14 protein-coding genes are annotated in these 16,266 nt (G+C 72.8%); 1 reads left to right on the top strand and 13 read right to left on the bottom strand.

Annotation, left to right across the window (positions count from 1 at the left end; translation table 11 throughout):
- Positions 1 to 12: 12 nt before the first annotated feature.
- From AMK13_RS06780 to AMK13_RS06725, 12 genes are all read right to left on the bottom strand, one after another.
- Positions 13 to 270, bottom strand: coding sequence for a hypothetical protein (locus tag AMK13_RS06780; protein ID WP_049657770.1), 258 nt, complete (start codon positions 268 to 270; stop codon positions 13 to 15).
- Entirely contained in the window at positions 267 to 1,760 is a 1,494-nt protein-coding gene (gatA, locus tag AMK13_RS06775) for an Asp-tRNA(Asn)/Glu-tRNA(Gln) amidotransferase subunit GatA (RefSeq protein ID WP_074001495.1), read from the bottom strand. The genes AMK13_RS06780 and gatA overlap by 4 nt, the downstream gene beginning before the upstream one ends.
- Before the next feature lie 5 nt (positions 1,761 to 1,765).
- A complete protein-coding gene (gatC, locus tag AMK13_RS06770) occupies positions 1,766 to 2,062 on the bottom strand; it encodes an Asp-tRNA(Asn)/Glu-tRNA(Gln) amidotransferase subunit GatC (protein ID WP_049657766.1) in 297 nt (98 codons plus the stop codon).
- Positions 2,063 to 2,290: 228 nt separating this feature from the next.
- Positions 2,291 to 4,090 (bottom strand): putative bifunctional diguanylate cyclase/phosphodiesterase, encoded by a 1,800-nt coding sequence (locus AMK13_RS06765; protein WP_079271897.1) that lies wholly within the window; start codon positions 4,088 to 4,090, stop codon positions 2,291 to 2,293.
- Between the two features lie 322 nt (positions 4,091 to 4,412).
- On the bottom strand, positions 4,413 to 6,701 hold the full coding sequence (ligA, locus tag AMK13_RS06760) for an NAD-dependent DNA ligase LigA (protein WP_074001493.1): 2,289 nt from the start codon (positions 6,699 to 6,701) through the stop codon (positions 4,413 to 4,415).
- 19 nt (positions 6,702 to 6,720) lie between these two features.
- Positions 6,721 to 7,731 carry a methionine synthase gene (locus AMK13_RS06755; protein ID WP_241852773.1) on the bottom strand — a complete coding sequence of 337 codons (1,011 nt, stop codon included), beginning with the start codon at positions 7,729 to 7,731 and terminating at the stop codon, positions 6,721 to 6,723.
- 78 nt (positions 7,732 to 7,809) lie between these two features.
- A complete protein-coding gene (locus AMK13_RS06750; RefSeq protein ID WP_074001492.1) occupies positions 7,810 to 10,110 on the bottom strand; it encodes a right-handed parallel beta-helix repeat-containing protein in 2,301 nt (766 codons plus the stop codon).
- 173 nt (positions 10,111 to 10,283) lie between these two features.
- The gene (locus AMK13_RS06745; RefSeq protein WP_049658860.1) at positions 10,284 to 10,973 is read right to left on the bottom strand and encodes an SDR family oxidoreductase; all 690 of its coding nucleotides are present in this window, start codon (positions 10,971 to 10,973) and stop codon (positions 10,284 to 10,286) included.
- Between the two features lie 13 nt (positions 10,974 to 10,986).
- Entirely contained in the window at positions 10,987 to 11,511 is a 525-nt protein-coding gene (locus tag AMK13_RS06740) for a TIGR00730 family Rossman fold protein (RefSeq protein WP_074001491.1), read from the bottom strand.
- A 45-nt stretch (positions 11,512 to 11,556) separates the two neighbouring features.
- Complete coding sequence (locus tag AMK13_RS06735; protein WP_049658858.1) at positions 11,557 to 12,114, bottom strand: Uma2 family endonuclease; 558 nt, start codon at positions 12,112 to 12,114, stop codon at positions 11,557 to 11,559.
- 116 nt (positions 12,115 to 12,230) lie between these two features.
- Complete coding sequence (gene mnmA, locus AMK13_RS06730) at positions 12,231 to 13,367, bottom strand: tRNA 2-thiouridine(34) synthase MnmA (protein WP_049658857.1); 1,137 nt, start codon at positions 13,365 to 13,367, stop codon at positions 12,231 to 12,233.
- Positions 13,368 to 13,455: 88 nt separating this feature from the next.
- Positions 13,456 to 14,637, bottom strand: coding sequence for a cysteine desulfurase family protein (locus tag AMK13_RS06725; protein WP_074001490.1), 1,182 nt, complete (start codon positions 14,635 to 14,637; stop codon positions 13,456 to 13,458).
- A gap of 181 nt (positions 14,638 to 14,818) precedes the next feature.
- Here AMK13_RS06725 and AMK13_RS06720 point away from each other — a divergent pair, with 181 nt between their 5' ends.
- The gene (locus AMK13_RS06720) at positions 14,819 to 15,586 is read left to right on the top strand and encodes an IclR family transcriptional regulator (RefSeq protein WP_074001489.1); all 768 of its coding nucleotides are present in this window, start codon (positions 14,819 to 14,821) and stop codon (positions 15,584 to 15,586) included.
- Here AMK13_RS06720 and AMK13_RS06715 read toward each other — a convergent pair.
- Positions 15,492 to 16,151 carry a trimeric intracellular cation channel family protein gene (locus AMK13_RS06715; protein WP_049660599.1) on the bottom strand — a complete coding sequence of 220 codons (660 nt, stop codon included), beginning with the start codon at positions 16,149 to 16,151 and terminating at the stop codon, positions 15,492 to 15,494. The genes AMK13_RS06720 and AMK13_RS06715 overlap by 95 nt on opposite strands.
- Positions 16,152 to 16,266: the final 115 nt, after the last annotated feature.

The following is a 16,266-nucleotide window of genomic DNA, read 5'->3' as shown; positions in this document are numbered from 1 at the left end:
GCTTGACTCAGCTCAGCCCAGCAGCACGTCGTCGGAGCCCAGCTGACGCAGCTCGCGCACCAGCAGGGCGGTGCCGGTGACCAGCGCGGCCGCGCCGACCAGGGCGTTGACCAGCTTGAGGGTGTCGCTCTCCTCGCGGGCCTTGCGGACGTCCTTGACGACGGAGATCGCGCCGAACGCGCTGGTGCCGATGGACAGCCACAGGCCGGGCTTGGAGTGCTTGAAGCCCTTCAGCGAGCCGGAGCCCTTGGCCTTCTCGATCTTGCTCACAGTGCCGGTGCCTCCTCCAGCAGGGTGTGCCCCCACTTGTCGTTGAGTGCGGCCTCGACGGCGCCGCCCACGCGGTACAGGCGGTCGTCCGCCATCGCGGGTGCGATGATCTGGAGGCCGACCGGGAGATTGTCCTCCGGGGCCAGGCCGACCGGCAGCGACATGGCCGCGTTGCCCGCCAGGTTCGACGGAATCGTGCACAGGTCGGCCAGGTACATCGCCATCGGGTCGTCGGCGCGCTCGCCGATCGGGAAGGCGGTGGTCGGCGTGGTCGGCGAGACCAGGACGTCCACGCCCGCGAAGGCCGCGTCGAAGTCGCGCGAGATGAGCGTGCGGACCTTCTGGGCCGAGCCGTAGTAGGCGTCGTAGTAGCCCGAGGACAGCGCGTAGGTGCCCAGGATGATGCGGCGCTTGACCTCGGGGCCGAAGCCGGCCTCGCGGGTCAGGGCGGTGACCTCCTCGGCCGAGCGGCTGCCGTCGTCGCCGACCCGCAGGCCGTAGCGCATCGCGTCGAAGCGGGCCAGGTTGGAGGAGCACTCGCTGGGCGCGATCAGGTAGTACGCCGGCAGCGCCAGGGTGAACGACGGGCAGGAGACCTCGACGACCTCGGCGCCCAGCTCGCGCAGCAGCTCCACCGACTCGTTGAAGCGCTGCATCACGCCGGCCTGGTAGCCCTCGCCGGCGAACTCCTTGACGACGCCGATCCGCATGCCGCGGATGTCGCGCATCTTGGCGGCCTCGACGACGGCCGGGACGGGCGCGTCGATCGAGGTGGAGTCCAGCGGGTCGTGGCCGGCGATGGCCTCGTGCAGCAGGGCCGCGTCCAGCACGGTGCGGGCGCACGGGCCGCCCTGGTCCAGGCTGCTGGAGAAGGCGACCAGGCCGTAGCGGGACACCGAGCCGTAGGTCGGCTTGACGCCGACGGTGCCGGTGACGGCGCCGGGCTGGCGGATCGAGCCGCCGGTGTCGGTGCCGATCGCCAGCGGGGCCTCGAAGGCGGCCAGCGCGGCGGCCGAACCGCCGCCGGAGCCGCCGGGGATGCGGGAGAGGTCCCACGGGTTGCCGGTCACGCCGTACGCGGAGTTCTCGGTGGAGGAGCCCATCGCGAACTCGTCCATGTTGGTCTTGCCGAGGATGACCACGTCAGCGTCCTTGAGACGGCTGGTCAGCGTGGCGTCGTACGGCGGGATCCAGCCCTCGAGCATCTTCGAACCACAGGTGGTCGGGATGCCCTTGGTGGTGAAGACGTCCTTGAGCGCGAGCGGGACGCCGGCCAGCGGGCCCAGCTCCTCGCCCTTGGCGCGCTTGTCGTCCACGGCCTTGGCCGCGGCCAGCGCGCCCTCGGTGTCGACGTGCAGGAAGGCGTTGACCTTCTTGTCGACGGCTCCGATGCGGTCCAGGTGGGCCTGCGCGACCTCGACGGCAGACACCTCGCCCTTGGCGATGGCGCTCGCGGTCTCGGCGGCGGTGTAGCGGATCAGCTCGGTCATATCGGTCAGTCCTCCCCGAGGATCTGCGGCACACGGAAACGCTGCTCCTCGGAGGCGGGGGCGCCGGACAGCGCCTGCTCCGGGGTGAGCGACGGCCGCACCTCGTCCGCGCGCATGACGTTGGTCAGCGGCAGCGGGTGGGAGGTCGGCGGGACGTCCTGTCCGGCGACCTCGGAAACGCGGGCGACCGCGCCGATGATCACGTCGAGCTGCTCGGCGAAGTGGTCCAGCTCTTCGGGCTTCAGCTCAAGACGCGACAGCCGGGCGAGGTGGGCGACCTCCTCGCGCGTGATGCCAGGCATGCAGCGATCCTCAGGGTGAGTTCTGGTGAGACCCGGCGGTGCCTTGCGGGCGGAGCCGGGCCCGGGCAGGAGCAGCCGGGTTCGGCGCTCCGTCCTCGTGGTCTTTGGACCCCATCCTATGGGGCCCGTCCCCTACCCCGGCCAACGAGTGATCCGCGGCGGCCGTCGCCGACACCTGTCACGCCCGTCGCCGGCTCCCGTCGCGGCCCGGCGGCGGCGTCCGGCGGGCTACTGCGGCCGGGTGCGGGCCCAGCCCTGCGGCTTGATCTCCCGGTGCGCGGCCTGCACCACCTGGGCCACCGGCGGCAGCGTGGGCGGGATGACCGGCGGCCGGACCGGCGGGAGCGTCGTCGGCGGCAGCGCCGGCGGCCTGGCCGCCGGGCCGATCGGCTTGGCGCCCTGGGCCGGCTGGAAGCCGGCGTGCAGCTGGGGCGGCAGGCCGAGCCGCTCCACCGGCGGGGCGCCGGTGCGGTGCACCCGCAGCCAGGCGGTGGCCTGCTCGGCCGGCAGCGCGGCCGACACCAGCCAGCCCTGGACGGCGTCCACGCCCATGCAGTGCAGCCGCTCCCAGGTCTCGTCGTCCTCGACGCCCTCGGCGACCACGGTCAGGCCCAGCGAGTGGGCGAGCTCCACCGAGCAGCGGACCACCGCCGCGTCGTGGTCGTCGGCGACCATCCGGGAGACGAAGGAGCGGTCGATCTTCAGCTCGCCGACCGGCAGGCTGCGCAGCCGCACCAGCGAGGAGTGCCCGGTGCCGAAGTCGTCCAGGGACATCCCGACGCCGTAGCCGCGCAGTTCGGCCAGGGTGTCGGCGGCCCGCCGGGAGTCGTCCAGCAGCAGCCGCTCGGTGATCTCCAGCTGGAGCGCGTGGGCCGGCACCTGGTGGCGGACGAGGTGGCCGGCCACCCGCTGGGCGAAGCCGGGGTTGAGCACGTCGCGCGGCGAGACGTTGACCGCGACCTGCACCTGGAGGCCCTGCTCGCGCCAGTAGGCGAGCTGGCCGACGGCCGCCTCCAGCACGTAGTCGGTGAGCCGCGGCATCAGGCCGCTGGACTCGGCGAGCCCGACGAACTCGTCCGGCGAGACCTTCCCCTGGCCGGGCCGCTCCCAGCGCAGCAGCGCCTCCAGGCCGACCACCCGGCCGTCGAAGGCCACCTTCGGCTGGTAGTGCAGCTGCACCTCGCCGGTCTCCAGCGCCCGGCGCAGGTCCCCCAACAGCCCGATCCGGTACGGCGTGTCGGCGTCCTGGGTCTCGTCGTACTGGGCGACGCCGCAGCAGCCGCGCTGGGCGTGGCCCATCGCGACGTCGGCCCGGCGCAGCAGCGACTCGGCGTCCTGGGCGTGCTGCGGGTAGACGCAGACGCCGCCGCTGGCCTCCAGGACGAGCAGCAGCCCGTCCAGCCGGATCGGGGCGGCCAGTTCGGCGATCAGCGCCTTGGCGACCCGCTCCAGGCTGTCCGGGCAGTTGATGCCGGGCAGCAGGACGGCGAACTCGTCGCCGCCCATCCGGGCCACCATCGGGCGGCCGCGGCGGTAGTGCCGGGGCAGGCCGGCGAAGACGTCGTCGATGGACTCCCGGGTGGCGCTGCCGGCCGGGCCGCCGGAGCGCAGGGCCCGGTGCAGCCGGCGGGCGATGTGAACCAGCAGCCGGTCGCCGGCCGTATGACCGAGTGTGTCGTTGAGCGATCGGAAGCGATCGAGGTCGAGCAGGATGAGACCGACGCTGTACCCCTGCTCACACTCCGCAATCGCCTCCTGGGCGGCCAGCAGCAGGGCCTGACGGTTCGGTAGATCCGTCAGCGGGTCGGTCAGTTGGTCGCGGGCGCGGTCCCGGGCGATCCGCCAGGCCGCCACCAGCACCGCCAGGGGCACGGCGAACAGCGGCAGCAACTCGGGTTCGTACCGGTAGACCAGGACGGCCAGCGGGATGAGCGGCGCGGCTCCGGCCAGCAGCACGCCGAGCAGCAGGACCGCACCCGCCACCCCCTGCGGCGGGCGTGTGGGCGCACCGCCGGTCGTACGATCCATAAGCCCTGTCCTCCGTCGGGCCCGCCCCGTCAGGCCGCCTTACGGTGAGGCACCGTGCCGGTACCGACAGCTGCCGGGCATGGAGCGACCCCGTGGAACTCCGGTCCAGCCGGCGCCCCCACCCCTGCTGACACTCTGTTGCGCTCCAGGGTATGCCGGGGTCCACCCGGTGGGCAGACTTTCGGACAACCGGAAACGCGCCACCGCGCCCGGGTGCCGCACAGTGACACAATGCCCGCTTTCACGGTGCGGCACCCGGTGACGTTGCATCAGGACGATAACAACACCGATCCGGTCATCAGCCGATCGGGGCGGCTCCGGATCAGTCCTCGACGGTCTCCCCCACCGCCTCTCCGGCCTCCTCGGGCTCCGGAAGCCCCAGGTGGGCGCGGGCGGCGGACGGCCCGTCGGCAAGCAGGACGGTGAACCCCGCGTCGTCCAGGACCGGCAGGCCGAGCTGAACAGCCTTGTCGTACTTGGACCCTGGGTTGTCACCAGCGACCACAAAATCGGTCTTTTTCGAAACCGAACCGGTCACCTTCGCTCCGCGCGAGGTCAGCGCCTCCTTGGCGCCGTCCCGGGTGTGGCCGGCCAGCGTGCCCGTCACCACCACGGTCAGCCCCTCCAGCGGGCGCTCCGCCTCCTCCTCGTCCGCGAACTCCTCGGTGAAGCGGACGCCGTCCGCCTCCCAGTTCCGGAGGACCTCCTTGTGCCACTCCTCCGCGTACCACTCCTGGATCGAGCGGGCGATCGTCGGACCGACCCCCTCGACGGCCGCCAGCTGCTCCTCGCTCGCCTCGAAGATCTTCGTCAGGTCGCGGAACTCCCGGGCCAGCGCCTGCGCGGCGACCGGACCGACGTGCCGGATCGACAGACCGTTGACGAACCGCCACAGCGGCCGCTGCTTCGCCGCCTCCAGGTTGTCGATCAGGGCCTGCAGCGACTTCTTCGGCTCGCCCTTGGTGGTGGCGAAGAAGAAGACCTCCTTCTCCTTGCCCGTCTTGTCGTCCAGCTTCGGCATGCCCGTCTTCGGGTCCCGGACCAGCACCTTGATCGGCAGCAGCTTCTCCCGCGTCAGCCGGAAGATGTCGGCCTCGTTGCGCACCGGCGCCTCGGCCGGCTCCAGCGGCTGGGTCAGCGCGGTGGCCGCGACGTAGCCCAGCCCCTCCACGTCCAGGCACTGCCGCCCGCCGAGGAAGGCGATCCGCTCCCGGATCTGGGCCGGGCAGCGCTCCGCGTTCGGGCAGCGCAGATCGATGTCCCCCTCGGCCATCGGCCGCAGCTCACTGCCGCACTCCGGGCAGTGCGAGGGCATCACGAAGGCCTGCTCGGTGCCGTCCCGCAGGTCGTACACCGGGCCGAGGATCTCCGGGATGACGTCGCCCGCCTTGCGCAGCACCACGGTGTCCCCGAGCAGCACGTCCTTGGCCTTGACGATCTCCTGGTTGTGCAGCGTCGCGTACTGCACCATCGAGCCGGCCACCTTCACCGGCTCGGCCAGCACCGCGTACGGGGTGGCCCGGCCGGTGCGGCCGATGCCGACCTTGATCTCCGCCAGCCGGCCGGTGACCTCCTCCGGCGGGTACTTCCAGGCGATCGCCCAGCGCGGCGACTTGGAGGTGGCGCCGAGCCGGCCCTGCAGGGCGATCTCGTCCACCTTCACCACGACGCCGTCGATCTCGTGCTCGACCGAGTGCCGCTGCTCGCCGAAGTGCTTGATGAACGCCCGCACCTCGGCGAGCGTCCCCACCACCCTGTTGTGCCGGGCCGTGGGCAGGCCCCAGTCGTGCAGCAGCCGGTAGGCGTGCGACTGGTTGTCGATGTCGAAGCCGACCCGGGCGCCGATGCCGTGCACCACCATGTGCAGCGGGCGGGAGGCGGTGACGTGCGGGTCCTTCTGGCGCAGCGAACCGGCGGCGGCGTTGCGGGGGTTCATGAACAGCCGGATCATCGCCCGGGGCCGCTTGCCCTCCCTGGCGCGCTCCTCGTTCTCCTGCCGGCGCCGCTCGTTCTCCTCCGCGAAGGAGGCGTTGAGCGCGTCGAACTCCTCCGTCGGGAAGTAGACCTCGCCGCGGATCTCCACCAGCTCCGGGACGTTCTCGCCCTTGAGCCGGTGCGGGATCTCCTTGATGGTGCGGACGTTCGCGGTGATGTCCTCGCCGACCCGGCCGTCGCCGCGCGTCGCCGCCTGCGTCAACTGCCCGTTCTCGTAGGTGAGGTTGACGGCCAGGCCGTCCACCTTCAGCTCGCACAGGTAGTGGTAGTCGATGCCGTGCAGCTCGGTGGCGACCCGCTCCGCCCAGGCCGCCAGCTCCTCGTCGTCCATCGCGTTGTCCAGGCTGAGCAGCCGCTCACGGTGCTCGACCTCGGCGAACAGCACAGTGGGGGCGCCGCCGACCCGCTGCGTCGGCGAGTCCGGGGTGACCAGGGCCGGGTGCTCGGCCTCGATCCCCTCCAGCTCCCGCATCAGCACGTCGAACTCGGCGTCGCTGACGACCGGCGCGTCCTGCTCGTAGTACCGGGCCCGGTGGTCGGTGATCTCCGCCGCCAGCTCGGCGTGCCGCCTGCGCACCTCCGCCGGGACGTCCTCCCAGCCCTCGACAGCCGTCACCGCAAGCCCTCCTACGTTCTCATTCCGGGTTGTCCACCAGGCTCTGTGCCGCCCGCGCCGCGGACGACAGCGCCCTGCGCGCGTACGCCGGGGAGGCCCCGGCCAACCCGCAGGTCGGCGTCACCAGCACGCGACGGCCCAGCAGCTCCGGGGCGAACCCGAGCCTGCGCCACAAGGTCCTGACACCCTGGACACTACCGGCAGGGTCGGACACTGCCTGGTCAGTGGCGGGGACGACACCAGCGAGGATCATCGTGCCGCCCTCCACCGCCTCGCCGAGATCGTCGTCCTGGCGCTCGGTGAGGAGCGAGAAGTCCAGCGAGATCCCGGCGACCCCGGCCCGGCGCAGCAGCGGGACCGGGACGTCCGGCGCGCAGGAGTGCACGACGACCGGCGCGTCCAGGCTCCCGACCACCTCGCGCAGCACCTCCTCGGCGACCTGCCGGTCGACCGAGCGCAGCCGCTGGAAACCGCTCGCGGTCTTCACCGACCCCGACAGCACGGCCGGCAGCGAGGGCTCGTCGAGCTGGAGGACCACCTCGGCCCCGGGCACCCGCCTGCGGACGTCCGCGAGGTGGCGGCGCAGGCCCTCGGTCAGCGAGCCGGCGATGTCCCGGCAGGCACCGGGGTCGGAGAGCGCCTTCTCCCCGTGCTTGAGCTCGATGCTCGCCGCCAGCGTCCAGGGGCCGACGGCCTGGACCTTGACCGCCCCCTGGTAGCCCTGGGTGAACTCCTCCAGCGCGTCCAGGTCCTCGCCGAGCCAGGAATGGGCGCGCCGGGTGTCCCGGCCCGGACGGTCGGTGAACCGCCAGCCGCTCGGCTCGGTCTGCGCGAACAGCTCGACCAGCAGGCCGGCGCCGCGGCCGATCATGTCCGCGCCCGGCCCGCGCGCGGGCAGCTCGGGCAGGAACGGCAGGTGCTCCAGTGCCCCGGTGGAGGTCTTGGCGGCCTCCCGGGCGTCGGTACCGGGCAGCGAACCGACACCGGTGGCGGTGCCACGCAGGTCGGGGAAGGGATGTGGGGTGCTCACCCGCCCGAGCCTACTCAGCCGGACGGCCCCGGCGCCGAGCACGGGGCTCGGCACCGGGGCCGTCGGGGTGGGGCGGGGTCAGTACGACTGGTAGCCGAACAGGTCGACGATCAGGTGCAGCGGAGCACCGCTCGCGTTGTAGAACGACACCTTGCCGTCCTTGACCGGGACGACCACCTGGTTGGGGATCGTCTCGCCCGGCAGGAAGTTCAGGTTCGAGGCGTTCGGCGCCGCGTCCCCGTGCGGGAAGACGGTCAGGTGCCCGTCGGTGCCCGGCTCGGTGACCGTCACGTTCAGGGTCACCGCCGCGGCGTTCGGGATCTCGCCGACCGGGACGTCCACCGTGCCCCAGGCCGGGACGGTGGCCGCCGGGCGGACGCCCGACTCCCAGTAGGTGTCCTGGCGGGTGTCGAGGACCCGGATCGGGCCGGCCGGGCGGTAGCTGACCTTGCCCTCGGTGGCGTAGTAGCCTGCGAGGTCGGCGACCAGGTGCACCGTGCCGCCGGAGGCGTTGTGGAAGGACACCTTGCCGTCCGCCACCGGCACCGTCACCAGGTTCGAAACCGTACGCCCAGCTGGCCAGTTGAGGTTGGAGGTGTTCGGCACCGCGGCACCGTGCGGGTAGACGGTCAACCAGCCGTCGACCTGCGGATCGGTGACCGTCACGTTCATCGTCACGGCCGTCACGCCCTCCACCGGAACGCCCGCGACACCGGCCACCTGGAGGTCGACGGTGCCGTCCGCCGCCACGGCCTGCGCCGCCGGCACGCCGATCGGCTGACGGGTGTCCAGCAGCCGGGCCGGACCCTGGGCATGGAACAGCGAACCCTTCGGGCCGTAGTAGCCCGCCAGGTCGGCGACCAGGTGCACCGTGCCGCCGGAGGCGTTGTGGAAGGACACCTTGCCGTCCACCACCGGCACCGTCACCAGGTTCGAAACCGTACGCCCGGCTGGCCAGTTGAGGTTGGAGGTGTTCGGCACCGCGGCACCGTGCGGGTAGACGGTCAACCAGCCGTCGACCTGCGGATCGGTGACCGTCACGTTCATCGTCACGGCCGTCACGCCCTCCACCGGAACGCCCGCGACACCGGCCACCTGGAGGTCGACGGTGCCGTCCGCCGCCACGGCCTGCGCCGCCGGCACGCCGATCGGCTGACGGGTGTCCAGCAGCCGGGTCGGACCGGCCGGGGTGAAGGCGCTGCCGATGTCGAGCATCTCGTAGGCACCGCGGTCGCGGAAGCCGCTGCCCGTACCGGTGTTGGCGACCGTCGGGTCGTCCACCGGGGCCTGGCCGCCGCGGTCGGTCGGCAGCATGCCCGGGGCGGTCTCGTCCGCCGAGTCGATCCGGTGGTCGACCGGGGCGTCCGGGCCCTTCGGCACGTAGGTCAGGGCGACGAAGTCGTGCACGCCCTGGCCGCTGTTCGCGGTGAGCTGGTCCTGGGTGCCGAAGGCGGCGCCGGCCCAGCTGTAGGGCGCGCCGCCGCTGCGCGGGTCGATCAGGTTGTAGTCGACCTTGGTGCCCGCGGTGGCGTTCGCCCCGACGGTGATCCCGGTGGCGGCGGCCGGGGTGGCGCAGGCCGCGCTCTGGTTCTTCGCGGTGTTCACCACGTTGTTCTCGACCACCGCGCCGGTCGAGCCGCCGTCCAGCACGATCCCGGCGAAGCAGGACGAGGTGACGGTGTTGGCCACCACGACGGTGTTCGGCGCGTCCTTGACCAGGATCCCGGTCATGTCGGACACGTAGTTGGCCTGGACCACGTTGGTGGTCAGGACGGTCCCGGTGGAGCCGCCGTCGACCTGGAGCAGCGGGCCGGGCGCGTAGCTGAAGTCGCCGCGGGCCCAGGTGACCTTGTCGGAGGCGTCGGTGATCCGGACGCCGCCGCCCGAGGCCGCGATGTTGGTGAAGGAGACGTCGTGCCCGCCGTCGACCACGACGGCCGGACGCTGGTTGCTCAGCACCGTCAGGTTCTCGAAGCGCAGGTGGTCGGCGCCCTTGACCACGATGGCGCTGTCCGGGTGGTTCGGCGCCCCGCCGCTGAGCGAGGCGACGCCGCCCGGCGAGTACTGCTGGGCCTGGCTGCGGAAGGTGATCGGGGCGTCGGCGGTGCCGGAGCGGGTCACGGTCACCGCGGTGTCGACGTAGGACCCGGCCGCGATCTCGACGGTCTGCCCCGGCTGGACGACCGCCGCGGCGGCCGCGACGTGGCAGAACGGCGCCGACTGGGCGCCGCTGCCGCTGTCGGTGCAGTGCGCACCCGCGGCGTTGTTGACGTAGAGCGTGCCGCCTGCCGCAGCCGCGCTGCTCGCACCGACGGCCGGCAGACCGACCGTCCCTACGAGCAGCGCGCCGACGGTCAGCGCGGATCGGACTCTGGACACGAATCCCCCCTGGTCACAGCGATCTCAGATCGCTAGGCAACCCTCGCCGCCGGACATCCCGGGGAAGGGCGCGGACATCCTTCCACGGGCTGTTCGGTCGGTACCAGGAGATTTTTCCCGAACTCCGGTGGGCGCGCGGGGCGTCGGCCGTCGCCGGTGTCCCGCGCGGCGCGTCAGCGCCCCGGGCGGACGGTGATGTCGGTGATCTCCGCGTCGCGGGAGGCGTCGAGGGCGGCGAGGACCGCCTTGGCGACGGACTCCGGCTCGATCCAGCGGTCGGCGTCGTACTCCTTGCCCTCCTGCTGGTGCACCTTGACCTGCATCGCGGTGGCGGTGCGGCCGGGGTAGACGGAGGTGACCCGGACGCCGTTGGCGTGCTCCTCGTGGCGCAGCGCGTCGGCGAGCGCCTTGAGGCCGTGCTTGCTGGCCGCGTACGCCGACCACTCGGCGTGGGCGTTCAGGCCGGCGCCGGAGTTCACGAAGAGCACGTGGCCCTTGACCAGCCGGATCGACGGCAGCAGGAGGCGGGTCAGCTCGGCGGGGGCGACGAGGTTGACGTTGAGCGTCTCCTGCCAGGCCTTGGGGGTCAGGTCGCCGACCGGGCCGAGCTCGACGACGCCCGCGACGTGCAGGAGGGAGTCGAGCTCGACGGGCAGCTGCTGGTGGCCGAAGGCCCAGGAGAGCTTGCCCGGGTCGCCGAGGTCCCCGACGAGGGTGCGGGCCCCGGGGAAGCGCTCGCGCAGCTCGGCGGCCCGGCGGGCGTCGCGGGCGAGCAGCCAGAGCTCGTCCCCGCGCTCGGCGAGTCGCTCGGCGAGGACGGCGCCGATGCCGGAGCCGGCGCCGGTGATCAGATGTGCAGCCATGGACCCGATCCTCTCAGGCCTTGAGCTGGGCGAAGACCTCGGCGGGGGTGTCCGCAAAGGTGATCAGCTCGGCGAGCGGGCGCGGCAGGAAGCCCTCGGCGTCCATCCGCTCCATCTGGGTGCGCAGGCCGGAGTAGAAGCCCTCGGTGTCCAGCACGACCACCGGCTTGTCGAACATCCCGTGCTTCTTGAGCTCCAGCACCTCGGTCACCTCGTCCAGGGTGCCCAGCCCGCCCACCAGGACGACGATCGCGTCGGCCCGGGCCGCCAGCTCCGCCTTCCGCTCGGGGAGGTCGGCGGTCCACACCAGCTCGTCGGCGCCGACGTACGCCTTGTGCCGCAGCATCTCGACCATCACGCCGACCAGTCGACCGCCGGCCGCCTTCACCTCGTCGGCGAGCAGCCCCATCAGCCCGGCGTTCGAGCCGCCCCACACCAGGGTGTGCCCGCCCTCCCCCAGGAGCCGGGCGAACTCGGCGGCGGGGGCGGAGTAGCGGTCGTCGAGCGAGTACGCGGAGCAGAAGACAGAGATATTCATAGTGTCGTCTGGTCTATCACGCCCCCTGCCCACCGCTCACCGCCATTACTCGGTGTACGGCACGAGCTTCGACAGGCTCAGGCTGAAGCCGAAGGGCTCCGGGATGGTGATCGCGTCGCCGAACTTCCGGTCGCTGCGGGTGTGGTAGCGGTCGTGGTTCGGCTCGGAGAACAGCGTCACCGTCTGCTGGCGCGGGTCCACGATCAGGTACAGCGGGATGCGCATCACGGCGTAGTCGTGCAGCTTGTCCATCCAGTCGTTGCCCGGGTTGGACGGCGAGACGATCTCCACGGCAATCAGGGCTTCGGCGGCAGGGGCTTTGTTACCCGGCTGGGAGAGGACGTCGAGGGGGAGGTAGGTCAGGTCCGGCTCACGCCCCTTGGAGACGTCCGGGCTGACGATCTCGCTCCGCTCGCTGGGAAGGTAGCCGTCAGGAGCGTGCTGCTCGAACTGCCTGCGCACCTGGGCCACGTTGAGCTGATGGATGTTGGACGGCGACGCCTGCATGATCAGCGTGTCTCCGGACCATTCGATCCGGACGCCTTCCGGGGTGATCCGCTCCAGCTCCTCGATGAACTCGCGGTGCTGCTCGTAGAAGGTCATGCCGTCCACTATGGCCGACCGGGCCGACATCTCACCCGCTGCCGGTCGGCCTGCCGACACCGGGATCCAGCCGGGCCTCTGCGTGGACAGGAGGCCCGACCGCCGGCCGCTGCCGCTCAGGCGGTGACGGCCGGGCGCTCGGTGGTGGCGATGGTGGCGGAGCCGACGACGCGGGTGCCGTCGTAGAGGACCACGGCCTGGCCGGGGGCGATGCCGCGCACCGGGGTGTCCAGCCGCACCCGCAGTTCGCCGTCGACGACCGAGGCGCTCACCGGCACCTCCTCGCCGTGGGCGCGGAGCTGGGCGGTGTAGCGCCCGTCGGCGAGGGGCTCGGTGCCGCACCAGCGGGGGCGGATGGCGGTCAGCCCGGTGACGTCGAGGCCCTCGACCGGGCCGACCGTCACGGTGTTGTTCACCGGGGAGATGTCCAGGACGTAGCGCGGCTTGCCGTCGGCGGCCGGGCGGCCGATCCGCAGGCCCTTGCGCTGGCCGATGGTGAAGCCGTACGCGCCGTCGTGCTCGCCGAGCTTGGTGCCGTCGGCGTCGAGGATGTCGCCGGGCGCGGTGCCGAGGTGCTTGGCGAGGAAGCCCTGGGTGTCGCCGTCGGCGATGAAGCAGATGTCGTGGCTGTCGGGCTTCTTGGCGACGGCCAGGCCGCGGCGCTCGGCCTCGGCCCGGATCTCCTCCTTGGTGGTGTCACCGAGCGGGAAGAGCGAGTGGGCGAGCTGGTCGGCGTCGAGGACGCCGAGGACGTAGGACTGGTCCTTGGCGGAGTCGACGGCCCGGTGCAGTTCGCGCGCGCCGGAGGGCAGGTCGACGATCCGGGCGTAGTGGCCGGTGCAGACGGCGTCGAAGCCGAGGGCGACGGCCTTGTCCAGCAGCGCCGCGAACTTGATCTTCTCGTTGCAGCGCAGGCACGGGTTGGGCGTGCGCCCGGCCGCGTACTCGGCGACGAAGTCGTCGATGACGTCCTCGCGGAAGCGCTCGGCGAGGTCCCAGACGTAGAAGGGGATGCCGATCACGTCGGCCGCCCGCCAGGCGTCCCGGGAGTCCTCGATGGTGCAGCAGCCGCGCGCGCCGGTCCGGAAGGACTGCGGGTTGCTGGACAGCGCCAGGTGGACGCCGGTCACCTCGTGTCCGGCTTCGACGGCGCGGGCGGCGGCGACGGCGGAGTCGACTCCGCCGGACATCGCCGCGAGCACGCGCAGACGGCCGGTGGACGGAGTGGTCGGGGCACCCGGGAAGTCAGTCATGATGGCAACAAGGGTACGGGGTGGCCCGGCTGTTCCCGGAAGACGGGATCAGCGCCGGACGGCCGGGAACGGCGCCGCACGGCCGGGATCAGCGCCGGACGGAGGCCAGCCCGGCGTTGCGCGCCCGCTGCACCGCCGGCCCGATGGCCGCCGCCAGCGCCGTCACGTCCTCCCGCACCGAGGTGTGCCCGAGCGAGAACCGCAGCGACGCGCGCGCCAGCAGCGGGTCGACGCCCATCGCGAGCAGCACGTGGCTGGGTTGCGGCACCCCGGCGGAGCAGGCGGAGCCGGTCGAGCACTCGATGCCCTGGGCGTCCAGCAGCATCAGCAGGGCGTCGCCCTCGCAGCCGGGGAAGGAGAAGTGCGCGTTGGCGGGCAGCCGCCCGGCCGCGGACGGGTCGCCGTTGAGGATCGCGTCGGGGACGGCGTCCAGCACCGAGGCCACCAGTTCGTCCCGCAGCGCGCCCAGCGTGACGGTGTGCTCGGCCCGCCGTTCGACGGCGATCGCGGCGGCGGCCGCGAAGCCGGCCGCGCCGGGGGCGTCCAGGGTGCCGGAGCGCACGTCGCGCTCCTGCCCGCCGCCGTGCAGCAGCGGTACGGGCGCGGCGCCCCGGGAGAGCAGCAGCGCGCCGATGCCGAACGGGCCGCCGATCTTGTGTCCGGTGACGGTGAGCGCGGTGAGGCCGGATTCGGCGAAGGAGACCGGGACCTGACCGAGCGCCTGCACCGCGTCGGCGTGCACGGGGATGCCGTACTCGGCCGCCACGGCGGTCAGTTCGCGGACCGGCTGGACGGTGCCGACCTCGTTGTTGGCCCACATCACGGTGACCAGCGCCACCGACGCCGGGTCGCGTTCGATCGCGGACCGCAGCGCCTCGGGGTGCACCCGGCCGTGCTCGTCGACCGGCAGGTACTCGACGGCGGCGCCCTCGTGCTCGGAGAGCCAGTGCACCGCGTCCAGCACCGCGTGGTGCTCGACCGGGCTGCACAGCACCCGGGTGCGGGCCGGGTCTGCGTCCCGGCGGGCCCAGTACAGGCCCTTGACCGCGAGGTTGTCGGACTCGGTGCCGCCGCCGGTGAGCACGATCTCGCTGGGGCGGGCGCCCAGCGACTCGGCCAGCGACTCCCGGGACTCCTCGACCACCCGGCGGGCCCGGCGGCCGGCCGCGTGCAGGGCCGAGGCGTTGCCGACCACCCCCAGGTGCGCCGTCATCGCGGCGATCGCCTCGGGCAGCATCGGCGTGGTCGCCGCATGGTCCAGGTATGGCATAACCATCCGATTGTAGAGCGCCGCACGGAGCGGGGTTCCGGCCCGGGGCACCGATCCAGCCACCGCCCGCACGGGCCGGACGCACCACGGCCGGACGGCCGCGTCCGGTACTGGTTTGTACCACTGAGCCACCCAGCGGTTAGCCTGACGCCACCAGTCAGCCGGATCCACGGGGAACGCCATGTCGCAGTCGGTCGACCGCGCGCTGACCCTGCTCGACGCGCTCGGCGACGCACCGCTCTCGCTGGAGCAGGCCGCCAGCAGCCTCGGGGTGCACAAGTCCACCGCCCTGCGGCTGCTGCGCACCCTGGAGGAGCACGGCTTCGCCCGCCGCCAGCCGGACCTGCGCTACCGGATCGGCGGCCGGGTGCTCTCGCTGGCCCACCGCGCGCTGGAGGACTTCGACGTCCGGCAGGTCGCCGCGCCGTACCTGGCCGCGCTCAACGCCCGCTGCGGCTACACCGTCCGGCTCGCCGTGCTGCACGACGGCGAGGTGCTCTACCTGGACGAGGTGGCCGGGCCGCCGGGCGCGGAGCCGTCCCGGATCGGGCGCCGGGCCCCGGTCGACGGGACGGCGGTCGGCCGGGTGCTGCTCGCCGGGCTGTCCGCGGACGACGCCCGCGCGGAGCCCGAGCTGGCGGCGGTGCGCCGCCGGGGCTGGGCGGCCGAGTCGCGCGAGCACCGGGAGCCGGTGACCTGCGTGGCCGCGCCGGTCGCGGGCAGCGGCGGGCGGACGGTCGCGGCCTGCGCGCTGAGCGCCCCGGCGAGCGAGGTTCCGCCGGCCGAACTGGCCAGGATGGTGCCGGAACTGCTCTGCACGGCCGAGGCGATCTCGCTCGCGTACGGCGGCTCGCCTACTCCTCGCTGGTGCGAGAACCGTTGCGGTGCCAGGCCCGCGGGGCACGCCAGCCGTACTTCAGGGCGAGCATCCGCAGCCCGAAGGCGGTGAGCGCGGCGGCGGTGCCGGTCACGCCGGTGAGCCGGTCGGTGGCGATCAGCAGGGCGACGACGGTGGCGCCGACCAGGGCGGGGACGGCGTAGATCTCCCGGTCCCAGCGCAGCAGCGAGGGGATCTCCCCGGCGAGTATGTCGCGGATCACGCCGCCGCCGGCCGCGGTCACCATGCCGAGCGCGATCGCGGCGACGGCGCCGAGCCCGAAGTCGTGGGCCTTGGCGGTGCCGGTCACGCAGAACAGCCCGAGCCCGAGGGCGTCCAGGGTCTGCACCGCCCGGTTGATCCGCTCGACCTCCGGGTGCAGGAAGAACACCACCAGGGCGGCGCCCAGCGGGGTCACGAAGTAGCCGAGGTTGGTGAACGCGGCGACCGGGGTCGCGCCGATCACCAGGTCGCGCATCACGCCGCCGCCGAGGGCGGTGACCTCCGCCAGTACACAGATGCCGAAGATGTCCATGTTCTTGCGGACGGCGAGCAGGCCCCCGGAGAGGGCGAAGACGAAGATGCCGACGAGGTCCAGCGACTGCTGGACGTCGGTCGGGAAGAGCTGGGATGTCACCGTCCATGTGTACCCGATGTGCACGGATGTGCCGGTGAACGTCCGTTCTCTGGATGCGAACGCACCGCCGGAAGGGTGCCGGACGGCTTGCGCGCCGTCCGGCCGGAGCGGCTCG

Origin of the sequence: Streptomyces sp. CB02056 (assembly GCF_001905545.1) — a bacterium.
Taxonomy (GTDB): Bacteria; Actinomycetota; Actinomycetes; order Streptomycetales; family Streptomycetaceae; genus Kitasatospora.
Note: the sequence above shows the minus strand (reverse complement) of the source record. Positions and strands in the feature narration are given on the sequence as shown.